The organism is Actinoplanes sp. OR16 (genome assembly GCF_004001265.1).
In the GTDB taxonomy this organism is placed as follows: Bacteria; Actinomycetota; Actinomycetes; order Mycobacteriales; family Micromonosporaceae; genus Actinoplanes.
On the sequence record NZ_AP019371.1, the window covers coordinates 7,027,264 to 7,045,061 of the forward strand.

A 17,798-nucleotide genomic window follows, 5' to 3' on the forward strand; every position below is an offset into this window, starting at 1 on the left:
TCGCTATCGGGCGCGGTCGACGGTGGCGCTGACGAGTTCGGCGAGTTCCTTGCGGACCTCGTCGGGGATGGCGGCCGCGTCCAGGGCGGCCAGCGCCTCGTCGCGGCCGGCGCGGATCAGCTGTTCGACGCCGGCCAGTGCGCCGGTGTCCACGATGATGTCGCGCAGCTCGCGGGCGCCCGGTTCGTCCAGGGCGGGGTTGCCGAAGAGCGCGGCCATCCGTTCCCGCTGCACCGGTCCGGCGGCCGCGCGGGTCAGCGCCATCATCACCGTCGGTTTGCCGTCGCGCAGATCGTCGAGGACCGGTTTGCCGGTGACGGCCGGGTCGCCGAAGACACCCAGCACGTCGTCGCGCAGCTGGAACGCCTCGCCGAGCGGATCGCCGAAAGCGGTCAGGGCCGCGCAGAGGGCGTCGTCGGCACCGGCCAGCCGGGCGCCGATCCGCAGCGGGCGGGTCACCGTGTACCGGGCTCCTTTCATCCTCACGACCGTCAATGCGGCGTCGACCGAGCCGTTCGCGGTGGTCATGTCGAGGTATTGACCGGCGATGACCTCGGTGCGCATCAGCGAGAATTCCGGATGAGCTCGGAGAATCGCGGACGGCGGCAGCCCGCATTCGCCGAACATCTGCTCGGCCCAGGCAGCGCACAGGTCTCCGCAGAGCAGCGCGGCGTTGCGGCCGAACCGCGGGCCGCGGACGGCGAACTGCTCGTGCACCGAGGGCATCCCGCGCCGCAGCGTGCTGCCGTCGATGATGTCGTCGTGGATCAGCGCGAACGCGTGGAACAGTTCCAGCGCGCCGGCCGCCACGACGACCTCGTCCGCGTCCGGTGCGCCCGCGCCACGCCAGCCCCAATAGCAGAAAGCCGGCCGCAGACGCTTTCCGCCCGCCATCACGAACCTCTTCACAAGGCCGACCACGTCGTACGGCGCCCCGCCCGGCCAGAGCGGTTCCTGCCGCGCCAGGAAGTCCCCGAGAACGGCGTCGATGCGGTCCCGGAAATCATCGGTCATGACGCCAGTTCCAGCAGCAGATCCTTCACCTCGGTGGCGGCGACGGTGATCCGGGCCGCGGCCGGGTCGGAGCAGAGCAGCACCGGCGCGTCGTCGGCGGCGGACGGCAGCCGGCCGTGCGAGCCGCGGATCGCCTGGGCGCCGGCGTCGAGCCCGACGACGTTCATGAGGTAGCGCATGCCCAGCTTCTTGCGGGCCAGTGCGACGGCGGCCCGGCGTTTCGCGGCCGCCGGGGCGGACGGGTCGAAGAGCAGCTCGGCCGGGTCGTACCCCGGCTTGCGATGGATCTCCACCAGGCGCGCGAAGTCCGGGGCTGCCCGGTCCTCCAGCCAGTAGTAGTAGGTGAACCAGGCGTCCGGCTCGGCGACCAGGACCAGTTCCCCGGAACGCGGGTGACTCAGCCCGTACGCCACCTGGTCCTTGGAATCGAGGATCTGATCGACACCGGGCAGCGCGGCACAGATCTTCGCGACCGCGGCGACGTCCCGTGGCGAGCGGACGTAGACGTGCGCGACCTGATGATCGGCGACCGCGAACGCCCGCGACGTCCACGGATCCAGGTATTCCATGCCGTCCTGGGTGTGCACGTTCAGCAGGCCCTCGGCGCGCAGGGCCCGGTTCACGTGGACGGGACGGCTCACGTCGGTGATGCCGTATTCGGACAGCACCACCACCGTCGCGTCGCGGGCGAAGGCGGCGTCGAGCAGCGGGCCGAGGATCGCGTCCAGTTCGGTGGCGGCACGGATCGCCTGCGGCGACGACGGGCCGTGGCGCTGCAGGTCGTAGTCGAGGTGCGGCACGTAGGCGAGGGTCAGATCCGGATCGTGCCGGGCCATGATCTGCTGAGTCGCCTCGCAGATCCACTTCGACGACGCCAGGCCGGCGCCCGGACCCCAGTAGTTGAACAGCGGGAAGGTCGGCAAGGTGTCGTGCAGTTCCGGCGGATGGGTGTAGCAGTCCGGCTCCTTCCGGCCGTCGGCGTAATAGATGGGCCGGGGCGTGACGGTCCAATCCACGTCGGCGCCCATGGCGTACCACCAGCAGACGTTGGCGACGGTGCTACCCGGTCGCCTCTTCCGCAGCGCGTCCCACAGTTTCTCGCCGCCGACGAGCGCGTTGTGCTGCCGCCAGAGGAACACCTCGCCGAGGTCGCGGAAATACCAGCCGTTGCCGACGATCCCGTGACCCGACGGCGTCTCGCCGGTCAGGAATGTGGACTGCACCGAACAGGTGACGGCCGGCAGAATCGTACTGAGAGGGGCCTGGAATCCGCGGTCGGCGACGGCGCTGAGCCGGGGCATGTGCGCGAGGATGCGCGGGGTCAGGCCGACGATGTCGAGCACCACGAGCCGGGTCATCGGGCGCCCGCCTCGGCGAGCAGGTTCTGTGCGAAAGCGAGTTCGGCGGCGATTCCGGCGGCCAGTTCCTCGTCGTCGCCGGGCCGCTGCGAGGCCGGCAGCACATTCCACGTGTAGGTTTCGACGTCGAAATGCCGGCAGACCGGCAGAAGGTGCCGGATCGCCGCGCGGGTGACCGCGACGGTCGAGGTGAGCGGCGCGGCGGGGGCGGCGTGCAACGGCACGTGATAATGGATCCGCCACGGCCCGGAAAGACCGCGCTCAATCGCTTCGTCCAGATCGTCGGCGGCCTCACCCGATGCGTTCCGGGTCTGGTGCAGGAAACGCGGCTCGGCGTACTCGCGCAGCACTTCCACCGACGGATCAGCGGCCTCCAGCGCGGCCGACACCTGTACTTTCACGATCGGTATCCCGGCGCTGGTCAGCCGGGCGACCGCCTCGGCCGGGTCCTCCCAGGCGCAGGCCAGGTGCGCGAGGTCGACGCAGACGCCGATCCACTCGTTGTCGAGCCGTGACACCTGCTCGACGGCCTGGCCGGTGGTCTCCACGACGCAGCCGGGCTCCGGTTCGAGACCGACCCTGATCGGCCGGCCGGCCGCGCCCGAGATCGCGGCGAGCCCCTTGGCGAGGTCGTCGAACCGCCGGGCCGCGGTGTCGGCGTAGGTCGCGTCCCACGGCGTGCGCCAGGCCAGCGGCAGCGTCGAGATCGAACCGTACGAGGCCCGGTCGGGCAGCAGATCGGCGAGGATCCGGGCCAGGTCGAGGGTGTACGCGAGGCGGTCCGGCGTGGTCCAGTCCGGGTGATAGACCGCGTTCTTGACGATCGGGGCTTGGAAGGCCGCGTACGGGAAACCGTTCAGCGTGACCACCTCCAGACCCCGCGCGTCGAGCTCCCGCCGCAGACGCCCGCGCAGGCCGGTGTCCTCGGCCAGCGCGGCGGCGACCGGCGCGGCCAGCCACAGGCCGAGTCCGAGAACGTCCAGGCTCAGCCGTGAGCGGATCCGCACGGCGTACGTGTCGAGCTGGCCGATGATCCCGTCCAGATCCTCGGCCGGGTGCACGTTGGTGCAGTAGCTGAGGTGCATCAACTGCCTCCCCGCAGGATCGAATTGCCGGCGAAGGTGGCTTCGGCCTCGCCGTTGCCGGTGAGGTCCAGCCGCCCGGACTGGGCGAAGAACTCGACCGGATTGCGCCACAGCACCCGATCGACATCGTCCTTGGTGAATCCGCCGGCGAGCATCTCCTCGGCGGTCCGGACGGTGAGCAGCGGATCGGAGCGGCCCCAATCGGCGGCGGAGTTCACCAGCACGCGAGTCAGGCCGTACTCCTGAAGGATCTTGACCATTCGGGTGGGCGACATCTTCGTGTCCGGATAGATGGAGAATCCGGCCCACATCCCGGCGTCGAGCGCCGCGGCGACGGTCAACTCGTTGAGATGGTCGAGGACCACGCGCCCCGGATCGATGCCGGATTCGGACACGACGGCGATGCTGCGGTCGGTGCCGCGCGCCTTGTCCCGGTGCGGGGTGTGCACCAGCGCGGGCAGATCATGCTCGATCGCGAGGGCGAGCTGGTGGGCGAAGACCTCGTCCTCGGCCGGCGTCATCGAGTCGTACCCGATCTCCCCGACCGCGACGACCCCGTCCTTGGCCAGGTAGCGCGGCAGCAGGTCGAGTACCGGCCGGCATCGGGGATCGTTCGCCTCCTTCGGGTTGAGCGCGATCGTGGCGTGGTGCCGGATCCCGAACTGCCCGGCCCGGAACGGCTCCCAGCCGATCAGCGAGTCGAAGTAGTCGGTGAACGAAGTCGGTCCGGTGCGTGGCTGGCCGAGCCAGAACGCGGGTTCCACGACCGCGCGCACCCCGGCGGCGGCCATGCGGTCGTAGTCGTCGGTGGTGCGGGACGTCATGTGGATGTGCGGATCGAAGATGCGCATCAGGCCCCCATCAGGTCATCCAGCAGTCAGTTCAGCCAATAGAGCCTGGGCGTCGGCCGGCACCTCCCGGCCGGCCGCGGCCCTCTCGTCGGCGAACGCGCGCAGCATGGCGGCCAATTCGCCGTCGGCGCGCTTGCGGAGGCTGTCGACGGCGTCCAGCGGAATGCCCATGAAGACGCATTTCAGGACCGCCTGCCGCCAGGCCGCGGGGTCGAGATGAATCGCGTACGGGCCGAGCGCCGCGGCGACGAGCCGGGTGTCGTTCGTCCGCAGGGCGTCGTGCAGCAGCCCGACGGCCGAGTCGCCGATCGGGAGCAGCGGGAGGCTTTTCAGCACGGCCCTCTTCTCGTCGGCGTCGCCGTACCGATAGAGGTTCTCCGCCTCGTCCGGCGCCGCGGAAAGCATCAGCGCCCGGGCCGCCTCATCGGCCGTCCAGCCGGGAGCGATCGCCCCTCGGCCACAACGGCGGCCGGCGGCCGGGAACAGCGTTTGAATGGCCTGGGAATCGGCCCGGATCCTCGCTATCGCGCCGGTGAGCCACGGCGAGTCGCTCAGAGCGGCGCGCAGATCGTCGACATCGGTCATGCGGCCGCCTTCCTCAGGAAGTCGATCGAGCGGGCTGCGATGGCGGGCGCCGCGTGCGAGTGCCGCGGCAGCTCGACGGCGACCAGGCCGTGATAGCCCGTGGCGTCGAGCGCGGCCAGGACCGGCGGGAAGTCGATCTCGCCGTCGCCGAATTCGAGGTGCTCGTGGACGCCCCGCCGCATGTCGTCGATCTGCACGTTGACCAGGTAGGGGCCGGCTTCGCGGACGCTCTGAGGGACCGGCAGCGGCTCCAGGCAGCGACAGTGGCCGATGTCGAGGGTGAGGCCGAACGATGGCGGACCGCCGAGGTCCGCGTGCAGCCGCCGCCAGCCGGCCAGGTCCTCGACGAGCATGCCGGGCTCGGGTTCGAACCCGAGCGTGACGCCCTTCCGCTCGGCGTGGCCGAGGATCTCCGAGCAGCCGCGGACCAGCCGGTCCCACGGATCCCGCACGCCCGGCGGTGCGATGCCCGCCCAGAACGAGACCGCTTCCGCTCCGAGATCGGCGCCGATGTCGACGGCCCGCCGGAGGTAGGCGATCCGGGGCGCCGGGTCGTCGTGCATGAACGTCGGCGCGTGCTTGTGCCAGGGGTCGAGCAGGTAGCGGGCGCCGGTCTCGATCACGACGGCGAGGTTCAGCCGCCGGAGGTCCCGCGCCACCGCGGCGGTCTGCGAGACGACGTCCGGCGCGAACGGGTCGAGGTGGTTCGTGTCGAGGGTGAGCGCGACGCCGTCGTATCCGAGATCGGCGATCACGGTCAGCGCCTCGGGCAGGCGGTGATTGCCGAAGCCGTTGGTGCCGTACCCGAGCCTCATGTCGCTGACACCCGCTTGGTGAGCAGTCCGGCGACCGGCGCGGCGGCGGCGACGGCCATGCCGGTCACGGGATTGCCGGCCCGGGCGGTGAGCGCCCCCTGCAGCGGTGCCATCCCGGTGATCCCCGCCCCGACCGCGGACCGGATCCGCGAGGCCGAGGGGTCGGCGGCGGCTCTCACCTGAGCCGAGCCGTACCAGGCGGCATACCACCCGGCCAGCGCCACGCATGCCGCAGCCGGCCACCCGGCCGGCGCGGCCCGCCATCCGCGCGACACCGGTTGACGGCGGGCGGCGGCAGCCGGGCCGGCGGACGCGCCGTGACGCCGGGCGGCGGCAGCGGCCACGGCCGCGGTGGCGGCGAGGGTCGCGCCCGGCAGCGCGGGGCTGCCCCCACTGACCTCGCGCCGGGACAGCGCCGTCACGGTGGCGGTGTGCGCGGCCATCGTCAGCGCCGCCGGAAGGGCAGCACGGATCCGGCCACCACTGGCGCCGAGCAGCACATCGAGTCCGCGGCAGAGCGCCATCATCGGCGGCCCGGCGGCGGTGTCCTTCGCCCACAGGTCGTACGTCCAGACCGCCCCGGCCAGCGGCGCCGCCACCGCCAGGGCTCGGCGGCCACCGGCGAGAGCGGCGATGCCGAGGCCGGCGGCGGTGAGGCCGGACGCCACCGCGAGGGCCTGCCCCGGGGTGACCCGGCCGGACGGGACCGGTCGTTCCGGGCGTTCGATCGCGTCCAGGTCGCGGTCGGCCCAGTCGTTCGCGGCCATCCCGGCCCAGTAGAGGCAGATCGACGCGGCGGCCAGCCCGCCGGTACGAGGGCCCAGTGTCCCGGCCGCGGCCGCTCCCGCGATGGCGTCGCCGGGCACCGAGAGCGCGGCGGGCGCACGCACCAGCGCGATGAGGTCACGCGGGGCTGGGAGATCAGGCACGGGGCAGCTCCCTGGCGAACCGCGCCAGCAGCGCCCACTGATCGGCCAGCCCGTGCGGCACATTCCCGATCGGATCCTTGAAGAAGAAGGCGAGTTCAGGCAGCGGACCGGACCGTCCGGACGCGTGCGCCGCCGCCGTCAGCCGGGCCAGGTCGAGGACCAGCGGCGCGGCGAGCGCCGAGTCGCAGCCGTGCCAGCTGAACTCCATCCGCATGCCCGCGCCGAGGAATCCGGTGAACGTGATCAGGTCCCAGGCCGTCTTGAAGTCGCCGATGTCGTCGACGTACTCGATCAGGCTGTGCCCCTGCGGCTGATAGCCGAGCGTCTCCTTGAGGACCCGCTGCTTGCTGCCCGCCTTCGCCGCGTTCGCCGCCGGGTCGGCGAGGTTGGCGCCGTCGCCGCCGCCCAGCAGGTTGGTGCCCGACCAGGTCCGGACCCGCAGGTTGCGCATCGCGAACATCGGCGCGAGCACCGACTTCACCAGCGTCTCGCCGGTCTTGCCGTCCCGGCCCGCGTAGGGCAGCCCCTCTCGCACGGCCAGCTCGTCCAGGGCCGGCAGCCGTGCCCCGGTCGACGGCGTGAAGTCGACGAAAGCGCATCCGGACGTGAAGGCCGCGTACGCCATGAGGGCGCTCGCCGGAAGCACCGGATCTCCGCCGAGGGCGTCGTCGAGCTCGGCCAGCGACGAGAAGGCGGGGTGGGCGGAAACAACCGGCTCGGTCGACGCCACGTTGATCACCACGACCCGGTCGAGGCGGTGACGCTCCCGGAACCCGGTGATGTCGGCGGCGATCAGCGCCGCGGTCTCCCGCTGGCTGCCACCCACCGGCAGGGCTTTGACCTCCTCCTCGACCCCGGTGAGGTCCGGGATGAGGGCGGCCGGCAGCACCCCGGCGGCGGCCAGCGACTCGGCTTTCTTGGCGAGCGGCACATCCGTGACGTCATGCCCGCCGAATACGAAATCGGTCAGGTCAGGAAGGTGCGCGTCCCGCAGCGGCGGCGACTCGGTGACCATCCCGGTGGGTTCCGTGAGCCCGGCCCGCACGGCCAGCGCCCCGACGACGCTGGTCACCGCGACAGAGCCACGAGCGCCGACCAGCCATAGTCCGACTGCCATCCGACCTCCCCGCGAAGAATCGGTTTCAGTCAATCTTTCACGCGTCGTTCAGGTGCGCAACAAAGCCCAGACAATCTTGCCGGCCGGCATCGGCGTGCAGCCCCAATGGGTGGACGAGCCGGCCACGATGCGCAGGCCACGGCCGCTGCCCACCGGCACGATCGCTCCCGACGTACCGGGGAGGTTGATGATGCGAGGCGGCGCGGAACTGGAGTCCCGGACCCCGACCCGCAGAAAGATCGGGGTGCCCGAGACCATGATGTCGAAGGCGCCGCCGGCGTGCTGGATCGCGTTGGTGCAGAGCTCGGAGGCGACCAGGCAGGCGCGTTCGGCGAGTCGATCGAGGCCCCAGGCGGTGCAGGAATCGGCCACGAGACGGCGTGCCGCGCTGACGCTGATCGGCTCGGGCGGCAGATGTTCGCAGGCCCAGCGGGGGACGCCGGCACGGATGGCGATCACGGCGTCGTCGCGATGGTCGTAGAGGGCGACCTCGCCCCGCTGCTCGCCGAGATCACGGACGATCTCCGCGGTGGCGCCGCAGAACAGCACCGGCACGCCCCAGGTCTGCTGGACCTGCACGCTCAGGACCGGGAGAAAGCCCACTATCGGTACGCCGACAGCCCGCAGCCCCGACAGGTCCACCACGACGGCGGCCGGGCACTCGGCGGCGGCTTTGCCCACGGCGGCGTTGAGCAGCGGAGGGTCGAGCCGCCCGGAGAGCCGGAGGAGCGCGATACCGGCGTCGAGATCACGTTCCGTGATGATGTCGGAGAGCACCAGTGAAGTTGACACCGCGTAAGCCCCCGCGGCAATTCTGTGCCTGCGACTACCGCTCGATCCGGTTAATCCCTGCGGACATCGACAGGTGGCAATCTTGAAATGGGAGCGCTCCCATGTCACGATGACGGACACCGGCGCGGCAGCCTCAGGCCCGATGCCAGGTTGAGAATTGCTCACTGTCCTTCGAGGTGGGACCGCCGATGAAACTGAGAATCCCCGCCGTCCTCGCGGCCGCCGCCCTCGGCGCCGGCCTGCTCTGGGCGGCCTCCCCATCCGATGCCGCCGCTGCCCCCGCGTACAGCTACGGCGAAGCGCTCCAGAAATCCCTGCTCTTCTACGAAGCCCAGGTGTCCGGCAAGAAACCGTCGTGGAACCGCGTCTCCTGGCGCGGCGACTCAGGCCTGACCGACGGCGCCGACGCCGGCCTCGACCTGACCGGCGGCTGGTACGACGCCGGCGACCACGTCAAGTTCGGGCTGCCGATGGCGTTCACGACCACGATGCTGGCGTGGGGCGCCGTGGAGAACCGCGCCGCCTACGCGAGCTCCGGCCAGCTCACTCACCTGCTGAACAACCTGCGCGTGCCGAACGACTACTTCATCAAGGCGCACCCGAGCGCCGATGTGCTCTACGGGCAGGTCGGCAAGGGCGACGACGACCACAAGTGGTGGGGTCCGGCGGAGGTCATGCCGATGGCGCGGCCGGCGTACAGGATCGATGCGACCTGTGGTGGCAGCGAGCTGGCGGCGGAGACGGCGGCCGCCATGGCAGCGAGCTCGCTGGTCTTCCGGCCGACCGACGCGGCCTACGCGGACACGCTGCTCACGCACGCGAAGCAGCTGTACTCGTTCGCCGACCGGGTGCGCAAGAGCTATCACGAGTGCATCACCGACGCGACGTCGTTCTACCGATCGTGGAGCGGTTACGCCGACGAGCTGGTGTGGGGAGCGATCTGGCTGCACCGGGCAACCGGTGACGCTGCGTATCTGACGAAGGCGGAGGCCGGTTACGACGCGCAGGGCAACGAGAACCAGACCAGCACGAAGATGTACAAGTGGACGATCTCCTGGGACAACAAGCAGTACGGCAACTACGTGCTGCTCGCCCAGCTGACCGGCAAGCAGAAGTACATCGACGACGCCAACCGCTGGCTCGACTGGTTCACCGTCGGGGTGAACGGCGAGAAGGTCCGCACGTCACCCGGCGGCATGGTGGTGGTCGACTCCTGGGGCGCGCTGCGCTACGCGGCGAACACGGCGTTCGTGGCGCTCGTCCACAGCGATCACCTGAGCGACGCCACCCGCAAGCAGCGCTACCACGACTTCGCCGTCCGGCAGGTGAACTATGCCCTGGGTGACAACCCGCGCAACGCGAGCTACGTGATCGGCTTCGGCGTCGGTTCACCGCAGAACCCCCACCACCGTACGGCCCATGGCTCGTGGTGGGACAGTCAACTCGTACCCGAACAGACCCGCCACGTGCTGTACGGCGCTCTGGTCGGCGGCCCGTCGTCACCGGACGACGCCTACGTGGACAACCGCGGCGACTACGTCATGAACGAGGTGGCGACGGACTACAACGCGGGGTTCACCTCGGCCGTCGCGCGGCTCTACGGCGAGTTCGGCGGGGCGCCGCTGACCGGGTTCCCGCCGGCTGTCACCCCGGACATCCCGGAGATGTCGGTCGAGACCACGGTCATGCAGAACGAGACCCGGTCGACCGGCGTCAAGGTGATCGTCTACAACAAGTCGGCGTTCCCGGCGCGGAAGCTGACCAGCGGGAAGTTCCGGTACTACTTCACCCGCGACGACGACACGGCGCTGCAGATCAGCTCGCCGTACACGCAGGGCTGCCCCGGCCCGACCAGCGCCAAGCAGCATTCCGGCGACATCTGGTACGTCGAAGTGGACTGCACGGGGCACACGATCGCGCCGGCCGGGCAGTCGGCGCACCGGATGGAGGTCCAGCTCAAGATCGGTGTGGCCGAGGGCGGGGTGTGGGACCCGGCCGACGATCCGTCGTACCAGGCCGCCGCGGGCGCCAATCCCGGTGTGCCGCTGTGGGACGGGCCGGCGCTGGTGTGGGGCTCGGTGCCGGGTGGCGCTTCACCGTCGCCGTCGGTGTCGTCGTCACCGTCCGCGTCCCCATCGGTCTCACCGTCCGTGTCTCCCTCGGTGTCACCCTCAGTGTCGCCGTCGGTGTCACCTTCGGTGTCGCCGTCCGTGTCGCCCGCTGCCGGGTGCCGGGTGGCGTACACGACGAGCGACTGGAGCACCGGGTTCACCGCCACCGTCACGATCACGAACGGGCCGGTCGCGGTGAACGGCTGGAGTCTGGTGTTCCCGTTCGCGGCGGGCCAGAAGGTCTCCCAGGGCTGGTCGGCGACGGTCACCCAGAGCGGCACGCAGGTGACCGCCGCCAACGCCTCCTACAACGGGAGCCTGGCGGCCGGCGGCGCGGTGAGTTTCGGCTTCAACGGGACCCACACCGGGTCCAATCCGAAGCCCGCCTCGTTCAGCCTCAACGGCGCCGCCTGCACGGTGGTATGACGGCGGGTCCTCGCGCGACGGGTGGCGGCAGCCTGCACGGTGCTGCCACCCGTACCAAAGCATGATCTTGACCCTTGGGGGCCAACCGCTGTCCGGCGTCTCAAGGCTCCGGTGTGCACGCCGAACGAGGACGATGTGCCCGCTTCTGGCCGCTCACTGACGGGGGGCAAGTCTCATGAGCGTCTCATCGGCAGCACCGGCGCTGCGCTGGACACTCAGTCGCAAGATCGCAGCGGTGCTGGCCGCTGCCGGAATCGGTCTCGTGATCATCGGCGCGACCGGTTATCGATCCGTCGAGACACTCGACGACACCGCCGCGAAGGTCGACCACACCTATCAGGTGCTCGCTCAGTTGGTGGGGCTCTCCGCCAGCCTCAAGGACGCCGAGACCGGTCAGCGCGGCTACCTGATCACCGGTGACGAGGATTACCTCGCTCCCTACACGCAGGCGAGAACCGACCTGGTCGCCGAGCAGCAGGCACTGCGCACGCTCACCGCGGACAACGCCGAGCAGCAGAAACGCCTCGACACCCTGGCCCCTCTGGTGGACGACAAGCTGGCTGAACTCCAGGAGACCATCGATCTGCGTGGCGGCGCCGGCGGCTTCCCCGCGGCACTGAAGGTGGTGCAGAGCGGCGCCGGGAAGACCGTCATGGATCAGATCCGCACGGTGCTGACGGACTTGCAGAGCGCCGAGGTCACCCTTCTCCGGGCGCGGAGTTCAGCCGCCGACGACTCGGCGACCAGGGCCCAGCCGGTGATCGGTTTCGGTTGCGGCGCGCTCCTGATCGCGATCGCCGGCGCCGGTGTGGTGCTGGCGCGGCGCATCGCCGGACCGGTGCACGAGGTCACGGCGGCCCTGAAGGCCCTGGAGAACGGGGATCTGACCGTCCGGGTTCCCGTGCACACCACCGACGAGCTCGCCCTCATGGCGTCGTCGCTGAACGCTGCGAGCAGCGGCCTGCGCGAGACGATCGGCGGACGGATGGGCCAGGCCGCGGAGGCGTTGTCCCGGGAGGCCACTCAACTGACCACGATCAGTTCGCGCCTGGAATCCGACGCGGCCGAAGTGGCGCAGCAGGCAGCCGACGCGACGACGTCCTCGGAGGAGGTCAGCCACGGGGTGCAGACGATCGCGGCCGGCGCCGAGCAGATGTCGGCGTCGATCAGCGAGATCGCGTCGAACGCCGCCCAGGCCGCCGAGGTGGCACAGCAGGGTCTCGCCGTCGCGAACCGCACCAACGAGCAGGTCGCCGAGCTCGGAGCGGCGAGCGCCGAGATCAGCGACGTGGTCCGGCTGATCACCTCGATCGCCGAGCAGACCAATCTGCTCGCCCTGAACGCGACGATCGAGGCGGCCCGGGCCGGGGAGCTCGGCAAGGGATTCGCGGTCGTGGCGGGCGAGGTGAAGGAACTCGCCCAGCAGACCGCCAAGGCCACCGAGGAGATCACCGCGCGGATCGGCGCCATCCAGGGGTCGAGCGAGTCCGCCGCCCGGGCCATCCACGAGATCCGGGACGTGATCCAGCAGATCGGCGACTACACGACGACGATCGCCTCGGCCGTCGAGGAGCAGACCGCCACCACCGGGGAGATGAGCCGTACCGTGGCCGAGGCCGCCGGAAGCAGCAGCGGGGTGGCCGGGACGGTCTCGACGGTGGCGGAGGTCGCGTCGTCCACGGCCGATGCCGCCCGGACCACCCAGCGCACCGCCGCCGACCTGACGCGCCTCGCCGACGACATGGCGAATCTCGTCGGTGGATTCAAACATTGACCACGGGGTATGACGTGGCCATGCATGACGTCGCGCAGATCAACGCCACCCAGCCGCGGGATTGGGCCCCCACGCCCGAGCAGGTCGAGCAGGCCGTCCGCAACCAGGCCTATCCCGAGACCGGCAAGGTGACGACGCCCGCGCCGCAACACTCCTGACTGGTCCGTTTGGGGCGAGTTGCCGGGACTGTCACGAGACCGTCATGTGTTCGTGCGGCTTCCGCCGAGTACAGCGATGATCGTCGACTCATGTTGACGACGCATTCACCTGTCATCTGGACCAGCGAACACGACGAGTTGCTGCTCGTCGAGGTACGCGACAGCATCGACGGCGATGTCACCGCCGGCCTGCGTGACGTGCTGGCGTGGGCGGTGGACCGCTATGACGGCGTCGTCGTCGACCTCTCCGCGGCGACCTCGATCGACCGGGCAGGCTTGTCCGTGCTGCTGCAGATCCAGGAGCGAGCCCATCTGCGCGACAGCAGGATCTGCTTCGCCGAACCGTCGCCGGAGCTGATGAACGCGCTGGAGGCGTTGCACGCAAAGACGATGTTCGAGCTGTACGGGCGGCGCTCCGAGGCGATGGCCCGGCTGCGCGAGCCGGCCTGACCTGACCTGAGCACTGCACGGATCGGGGCGTGTGCCTGCCACCCACAGACTGACGGTCCGTGCCCGTGGCGAGCGAACCCGTCACCACGAGCACGGACACGCGTAGCTCACAAGAGACGGCGTGGGATCGCTGCCGCCAAGGCCGCATAACCGGCCGGGTTGAGGTGCAGGTGGTCACCGGTGTCGTAGGCGGCCGCCAGCTGCCGGGGCGCCGCCGGATCGCGGACCGCGGCGTCGAAGTCGACGACGGCGTCGAACAATCCCTCCCGGATGGCCGCGTTCACCGCCTGCCGGGAGCGTTCCCGCAGCCCGGTCACGTCGTCGTAGATGTTGCCGCCGAACGGTGTCAACGTCGCTCCGTACACTCGCAGGTCGGCCGCGTGGGCCCGCAATACGATCTGCCGATAGGCGCCGATCAGCTCGGCAACGATCAGCTGCTGATCAGAATCGGCCGCAGGCGCCACGCCGATGTCGTTGACGCCCTCGAAGACGAGCAGCCAGCTCGCGCCGCTGACCGCGAGCACGTCCCGGTCGAGGCGGGCCAGCGCGTTGGGGCCGAGCCCGTCGCGCAGCACCCGGTTGCCGCCGGCGGCCTGGTTCAGCACCGCCAGACGCGGATCGCGGAGCCCGTCGAAGAGCTGGTCGGGCCAGCGGTCGTTGCCGTTCGTCGTCGATCCGCGGCCGTCGGTCAGCGAGTCGCCGACCAGGACGAGCCCATTCGCCTCGGCGTGCACCTCGATGCCGCTGAGCAGGTACCAGTGATCGACCGGAGTGGCGCCGGTCAGGTCGAGCGCGTCGTGCTGATCGCCGTTGACCAGCCACGACGTGGTGCGCGAGCCCGGGTGCGAGGTGATCGACGTGGTGTTCTGCCCCTCGGCGAGATATGTGGTCACCGTCAGGTTCGCGGCGGCCAGCACCGGCAGGTCGATCGGGTCGGAGACGATCTGCGCGCCGATCGGCACGACCACCGACGGCCGGCCGCCGAAGGTCAGCGGACGGGACGTGCCCGCGCGGATCGCCGAGGATCCGGCCTGGTTGCCGACCGGCAGCGCGACGCCGGCCGCCGTGATCGGCAGATCGACGCCACCGAACGCGTTCGAGTAGCGCACCCGCAGCCGGCTCCCGCCCGCGGTGATCCGCACGGTCTGCCGCAGCGTCGTGTCGGCGAGGGTCGCGAACGGCGCCGGCGGCATGTTGTGCGGTTCGGTCAGCTGGGGCATCCCGGTCCAGGTGTGCACCCATCGTTTCCGGTCGGAGCGGCCGGACACATCGCGGCCGATGATCGCCCCGGACGCCACCGCCCCGGAGGACGCGAGCAGAGTTCGCCGCTTCATCGTCCGAACCTCCGGCTCTCCGGCGGGCCCAGGTAGCTGTATTCCACGCCGCCGGTGTCGACGATCAGCCGCTGCAGGATCACCGTCGGATCGACGGCCTCGAATGTCAGGGTGTGCACGCCCGGCTTGTCGACTACGTGCGTAGTGGTGGTGACGTTCGCGTTCTCCGAGGTGTTGCGCGCCCACTGCCGGTTCATCGTGGTGTCGTCGGCGCCGGTCGCGGCGATCACGTCGACCGTCTGCGCCGGTTGCCCGTCGAGCGCGATCGCGTACTCCAGACCCGCCTCCGGCAGCACGTTGTTGCGCGGCGACAGGATCGCGGAGATCTTCACCGGCCCGGACGTGGTGAGCGTCATCGTGTATTCGAGACGACCCTTTCCGGTCACGGCGGCCATCCCGTTGCCCACCTTGCCGATCTTCGGCAGCAGCCGCCAATTGCCCGAACGACGATCGTAGTGATCGGCGTTGATCGCCACGTAGCCGTCCGCCTCGGCGAAACCCACCGGCCTCTGCGCGGGGTTGCGCACCGCGGCCCGCACGATCCGGGTGCCGCCCGGGCCTTCGACCATGATCGGTACGGAGGACAGCCCGCGTGGCGCCCGCCTCCAGTCGACCGAGACACCGACCCGCACCTGATCGTCCACCCGACCCTGAGCGCGGCTGACCTTCAGCCACGGCTGTCCGGTGCGGATCCGGTAGTCGAAAGCGGTCGCGCCCGTGTTGTAGATCTCGAAGAACTGCTCCGGTTGCGCCTGCCACGGATTCAACTCGGCGAGCCGGTCGTCGATGCCCATGGCGGCTTCCCGCGGCACCTCGATGCGCTTCAGATAGGGGAAGATCTCGTCGGGCAGCGCGACGTGATCGTCGGTCTGCGGCTGCTGCCAGCCCGCGTTGTTGTACCGGGCGGCATTGCCGTACCCGATCTTCGGCTGCGTCTGCCAGCCCGCCCATTTCCCGCCGGCGATCCTCGTGTTGTACCGGTCGCTCAGCGCCTGATCCTCGGCGAATCGCGCCTCCGCCTCATCGGCCACGTCGTTCGTCGCCGACCGGCCCTGCGCCGCATAGAGGATGTTGGTGAATGCGGCGCGGCGTAGCTCGTACAGATTCGCCGTCGCCTGCACCTGATAGTCGACGAGCTGGAAATAGGCGTCCTGCGCTGCGGCCGGAATCCGGGCTCTGATCCGCGCCGAGGAGGAAGCCAGCCGCTGCCATTCGGCGACGACCCGGTCCATCTCGCGGTAGGCGGTGAGGCTGTACGGATTCTCCTGGTCGTTGTAGACCACCGTCGTGGCGTCACCGGTGATCCGGCGGTTCAGCAGTTCCGGCTTGCGGCGCGACTGCAGGCGGCCGTACTCGGCGAGCACCCCGGCGATCGGCCCGGCCTTCTGCGCGCCGAAGTTCTGCGCGGCATAGCCCTTCTCCCACTCCCCCAGCCGGGACAGCGGAATGGCGTCCGGATTCCACGCGTAGTCGAGGAAGAACTGGGTGGGCAGCTCCTCGTTCTTCAGATCGCCGACGTTGACGACCCAGAGACGGTCGACCCCCTTCTGGTACGACAGATGGAGCTGCTCCCACGTGTTCACCAGATTGGTGGTGTCCACCCACTTGTAGTTGCGGCCGTCCCCAACGTAGTCGAAGTGGTAGTACAACCCGTAACCGCCACTGCGCTCCGGCAGACCGGCGTGCGGCAGCTTCCGCATGTTGCCCCAGTTGTCGTCGCAGAAGACCACTGTCACGTCGGAGGGCGGCTGATACCCCTTGTCCCAGTACCGCTGCACCTCCTTGTAGAGGGTCTGCACCTGCGGCGCCTCCTGCAGGCCGAATTCGCGGAGAATGGCGCGCTGGGTGTCGATGATGGAGCTCATCAGGTCGATGCCGTCGCCGTCGGGCAGGCTCACGTCACCGTTCCCGCGCATGCCGAGCGTGATGACGCCCTCGAATCCCCGGTCCTTCATCCGGCGGGCGCCGTCACGCCAATACTCGACGATCGCGTCCCGGTTACGCCGGAAACTCCACTCGCCGGTTCCGCCGTACGGGTCGCTGCCCGGGGTGACGATCGTGCCGTTCGCGTCCCGTACCGCCGCTTTCGCGTGCCGGTTCCATTCCTCGATGCCGCGCATCATCGGCGCTTCGTGCGAGGTGCCCATGACGACCCCGTACGCGGAGGCCGTCTCGTGGTTGGCCGGGTCGTCCTCGGCGAACGCGCGACCCCACACGGCCGGCCACAGATAGTTCGCCTTGAGCCGCAACATGGTCTCGAAGACCTTCGCGTAGTAGGCGGCATTCAATCCGCCCTCGTAGCCGGGCGCCTTCCCCGGCCCGAAGTAGTTCGGTGCCCAGGTGCCGGTCGCCGGGTTCTCGTCGTTGACGAAGAACCCGCGGTACTTCACCTTCGGCGTGCCCTGCGTGTGCCGGCCCGGGAGCGCATAGAGCGCGTCGGCGTGCGGGACCGGGACGTCGTCCCAGAAATGCCACGGCGAGACGCCGATGCGTTTCGAGACGTCGTAGACGCCGAAGATGGTGCCGCGCTGATCGCTGCCGGCGATGACGAATGCCCGCTTGATGCCGGGCAGCGGGTTCTCCACGACCTGCTGCAGCGAGGTCTCCCATTTCCCGGCGACACCGCGAGTGTCGATCTTCCCCTTCGCGGCCAGCCGGTCGACGATCTCGCTGCGGCCGAGAGTTCCGACGATGATCGGATCGCGGCCGGGCGTCGCCACCGCACCGATCGACGGCTGCACATCCGTCGCCCGGGCCAGATCGGACCGCAGATCGCCGGCGACCCGCACGACACCGGGGAAGTCGCCGTCGTCGACGACGATGGGTGCCGCCCGGCCCACGGCGACGAGCGGGAACCGGCCGGGGCCGGGGGTGGTGGAGATGTAGCCGCCGGTATCCGCCGAGGCTGCCGCCGGTGGCGACGCTGCCACCGGCGACAGGGTCACGGCGAGCGCGCCTGCGGTGAGGAGAGCGAGGGAACGGGAACGGCGAGGCATGGA

The 17,798-nt window shown here is 70.1% G+C and carries 15 protein-coding genes; 4 read left to right on the plus strand and 11 right to left on the minus strand.

What is annotated here, in order from left to right; translation table 11 throughout:
* Positions 1 to 3: 3 nt before the first annotated feature.
* From EP757_RS32325 to EP757_RS32365, 9 genes are read right to left on the minus strand one after another with little or no spacing between them, the layout of a single operon-like run.
* Complete coding sequence (locus EP757_RS32325; RefSeq protein ID WP_127552196.1) at positions 4 to 1,014, minus strand: polyprenyl synthetase family protein; 1,011 nt, start codon at positions 1,012 to 1,014, stop codon at positions 4 to 6.
* Entirely contained in the window at positions 1,011 to 2,372 is a 1,362-nt protein-coding gene (locus tag EP757_RS32330) for an alkaline phosphatase family protein (RefSeq protein ID WP_127552197.1), read from the minus strand. The genes EP757_RS32325 and EP757_RS32330 overlap by 4 nt, the downstream gene beginning before the upstream one ends.
* Entirely contained in the window at positions 2,369 to 3,457 is a 1,089-nt protein-coding gene (eboE, locus tag EP757_RS32335) for a metabolite traffic protein EboE (RefSeq protein WP_127552198.1), read from the minus strand. Before eboE ends, EP757_RS32330 begins: the two co-directional genes overlap by 4 nt.
* Complete coding sequence (locus EP757_RS32340; protein WP_127552199.1) at positions 3,457 to 4,308, minus strand: TatD family hydrolase; 852 nt, start codon at positions 4,306 to 4,308, stop codon at positions 3,457 to 3,459. The genes eboE and EP757_RS32340 overlap by 1 nt, the downstream gene beginning before the upstream one ends.
* Positions 4,309 to 4,323: 15 nt before the next feature.
* Positions 4,324 to 4,893 carry an EboA domain-containing protein gene (locus tag EP757_RS32345; protein WP_127552200.1) on the minus strand — a complete coding sequence of 190 codons (570 nt, stop codon included), beginning with the start codon at positions 4,891 to 4,893 and terminating at the stop codon, positions 4,324 to 4,326.
* Positions 4,890 to 5,708 carry a sugar phosphate isomerase/epimerase gene (locus tag EP757_RS32350; protein ID WP_127552201.1) on the minus strand — a complete coding sequence of 273 codons (819 nt, stop codon included), beginning with the start codon at positions 5,706 to 5,708 and terminating at the stop codon, positions 4,890 to 4,892. The genes EP757_RS32345 and EP757_RS32350 overlap by 4 nt, the downstream gene beginning before the upstream one ends.
* Entirely contained in the window at positions 5,705 to 6,637 is a 933-nt protein-coding gene (locus tag EP757_RS32355; RefSeq protein WP_232050111.1) for an SCO3242 family prenyltransferase, read from the minus strand. The genes EP757_RS32350 and EP757_RS32355 overlap by 4 nt, the downstream gene beginning before the upstream one ends.
* The gene (locus tag EP757_RS32360; protein WP_127552203.1) at positions 6,630 to 7,754 is read right to left on the minus strand and encodes an inositol-3-phosphate synthase; all 1,125 of its coding nucleotides are present in this window, start codon (positions 7,752 to 7,754) and stop codon (positions 6,630 to 6,632) included. Before EP757_RS32360 ends, EP757_RS32355 begins: the two co-directional genes overlap by 8 nt.
* A 48-nt stretch (positions 7,755 to 7,802) precedes the next feature.
* Entirely contained in the window at positions 7,803 to 8,546 is a 744-nt protein-coding gene (locus tag EP757_RS32365; protein WP_127552204.1) for an ATP-binding protein, read from the minus strand.
* A gap of 188 nt (positions 8,547 to 8,734) precedes the next feature.
* Here EP757_RS32365 and EP757_RS32370 point away from each other — a divergent pair, with 188 nt between their 5' ends.
* The 4 genes from EP757_RS32370 to EP757_RS32380 all read left to right on the plus strand — a co-directional run bounded on the left by EP757_RS32370 (position 8,735) and on the right by EP757_RS32380 (position 13,465).
* Complete coding sequence (locus EP757_RS32370; RefSeq protein WP_174262469.1) at positions 8,735 to 11,083, plus strand: glycoside hydrolase family 9 protein; 2,349 nt, start codon at positions 8,735 to 8,737, stop codon at positions 11,081 to 11,083.
* A 175-nt stretch (positions 11,084 to 11,258) separates the two neighbouring features.
* Positions 11,259 to 12,857, plus strand: coding sequence for a methyl-accepting chemotaxis protein (locus EP757_RS32375; protein ID WP_127552206.1), 1,599 nt, complete (start codon positions 11,259 to 11,261; stop codon positions 12,855 to 12,857).
* A 14-nt stretch (positions 12,858 to 12,871) separates the two neighbouring features.
* Positions 12,872 to 13,015 (plus strand): hypothetical protein, encoded by a 144-nt coding sequence (locus tag EP757_RS43025; RefSeq protein ID WP_160165944.1) that lies wholly within the window; start codon positions 12,872 to 12,874, stop codon positions 13,013 to 13,015.
* Between the two features lie 90 nt (positions 13,016 to 13,105).
* Entirely contained in the window at positions 13,106 to 13,465 is a 360-nt protein-coding gene (locus EP757_RS32380; RefSeq protein WP_127552207.1) for an STAS domain-containing protein, read from the plus strand.
* A 107-nt stretch (positions 13,466 to 13,572) separates the two neighbouring features.
* Here EP757_RS32380 and EP757_RS32385 read toward each other — a convergent pair whose 3' ends face one another.
* Complete coding sequence (locus EP757_RS32385; RefSeq protein ID WP_127552208.1) at positions 13,573 to 14,799, minus strand: SGNH/GDSL hydrolase family protein; 1,227 nt, start codon at positions 14,797 to 14,799, stop codon at positions 13,573 to 13,575.
* Positions 14,796 to 17,795, minus strand: a complete 3,000-nt coding sequence (locus tag EP757_RS32390) for a glycosyl hydrolase 115 family protein (RefSeq protein ID WP_127552209.1) — start codon at positions 17,793 to 17,795, stop codon at positions 14,796 to 14,798. Before EP757_RS32390 ends, EP757_RS32385 begins: the two co-directional genes overlap by 4 nt.
* Positions 17,796 to 17,798 lie beyond the last annotated feature (3 nt).

Coding starts and splice junctions, on each gene's coding strand:
- EP757_RS32325 (WP_127552196.1), bottom strand. CDS start 1,014: ATGACCGATGATTTCCGGGACCGCATCGACGCCGTTCTCGGGGACTTC.
- EP757_RS32330 (WP_127552197.1), bottom strand. CDS start 2,372: ATGACCCGGCTCGTGGTGCTCGACATCGTCGGCCTGACCCCGCGCATC.
- eboE (WP_127552198.1), bottom strand. CDS start 3,457: ATGCACCTCAGCTACTGCACCAACGTGCACCCGGCCGAGGATCTGGAC.
- EP757_RS32340 (WP_127552199.1), bottom strand. CDS start 4,308: ATGCGCATCTTCGATCCGCACATCCACATGACGTCCCGCACCACCGAC.
- EP757_RS32345 (WP_127552200.1), bottom strand. CDS start 4,893: ATGACCGATGTCGACGATCTGCGCGCCGCTCTGAGCGACTCGCCGTGG.
- EP757_RS32350 (WP_127552201.1), bottom strand. CDS start 5,708: ATGAGGCTCGGGTACGGCACCAACGGCTTCGGCAATCACCGCCTGCCC.
- EP757_RS32360 (WP_127552203.1), bottom strand. CDS start 7,754: ATGGCAGTCGGACTATGGCTGGTCGGCGCTCGTGGCTCTGTCGCGGTG.
- EP757_RS32370 (WP_174262469.1), top strand. CDS start 8,735: ATGAAACTGAGAATCCCCGCCGTCCTCGCGGCCGCCGCCCTCGGCGCC.
- EP757_RS32375 (WP_127552206.1), top strand. CDS start 11,259: ATGAGCGTCTCATCGGCAGCACCGGCGCTGCGCTGGACACTCAGTCGC.
- EP757_RS32380 (WP_127552207.1), top strand. CDS start 13,106: ATGTTGACGACGCATTCACCTGTCATCTGGACCAGCGAACACGACGAG.
- EP757_RS32385 (WP_127552208.1), bottom strand. CDS start 14,799: ATGAAGCGGCGAACTCTGCTCGCGTCCTCCGGGGCGGTGGCGTCCGGG.
- EP757_RS32390 (WP_127552209.1), bottom strand. CDS start 17,795: ATGCCTCGCCGTTCCCGTTCCCTCGCTCTCCTCACCGCAGGCGCGCTC.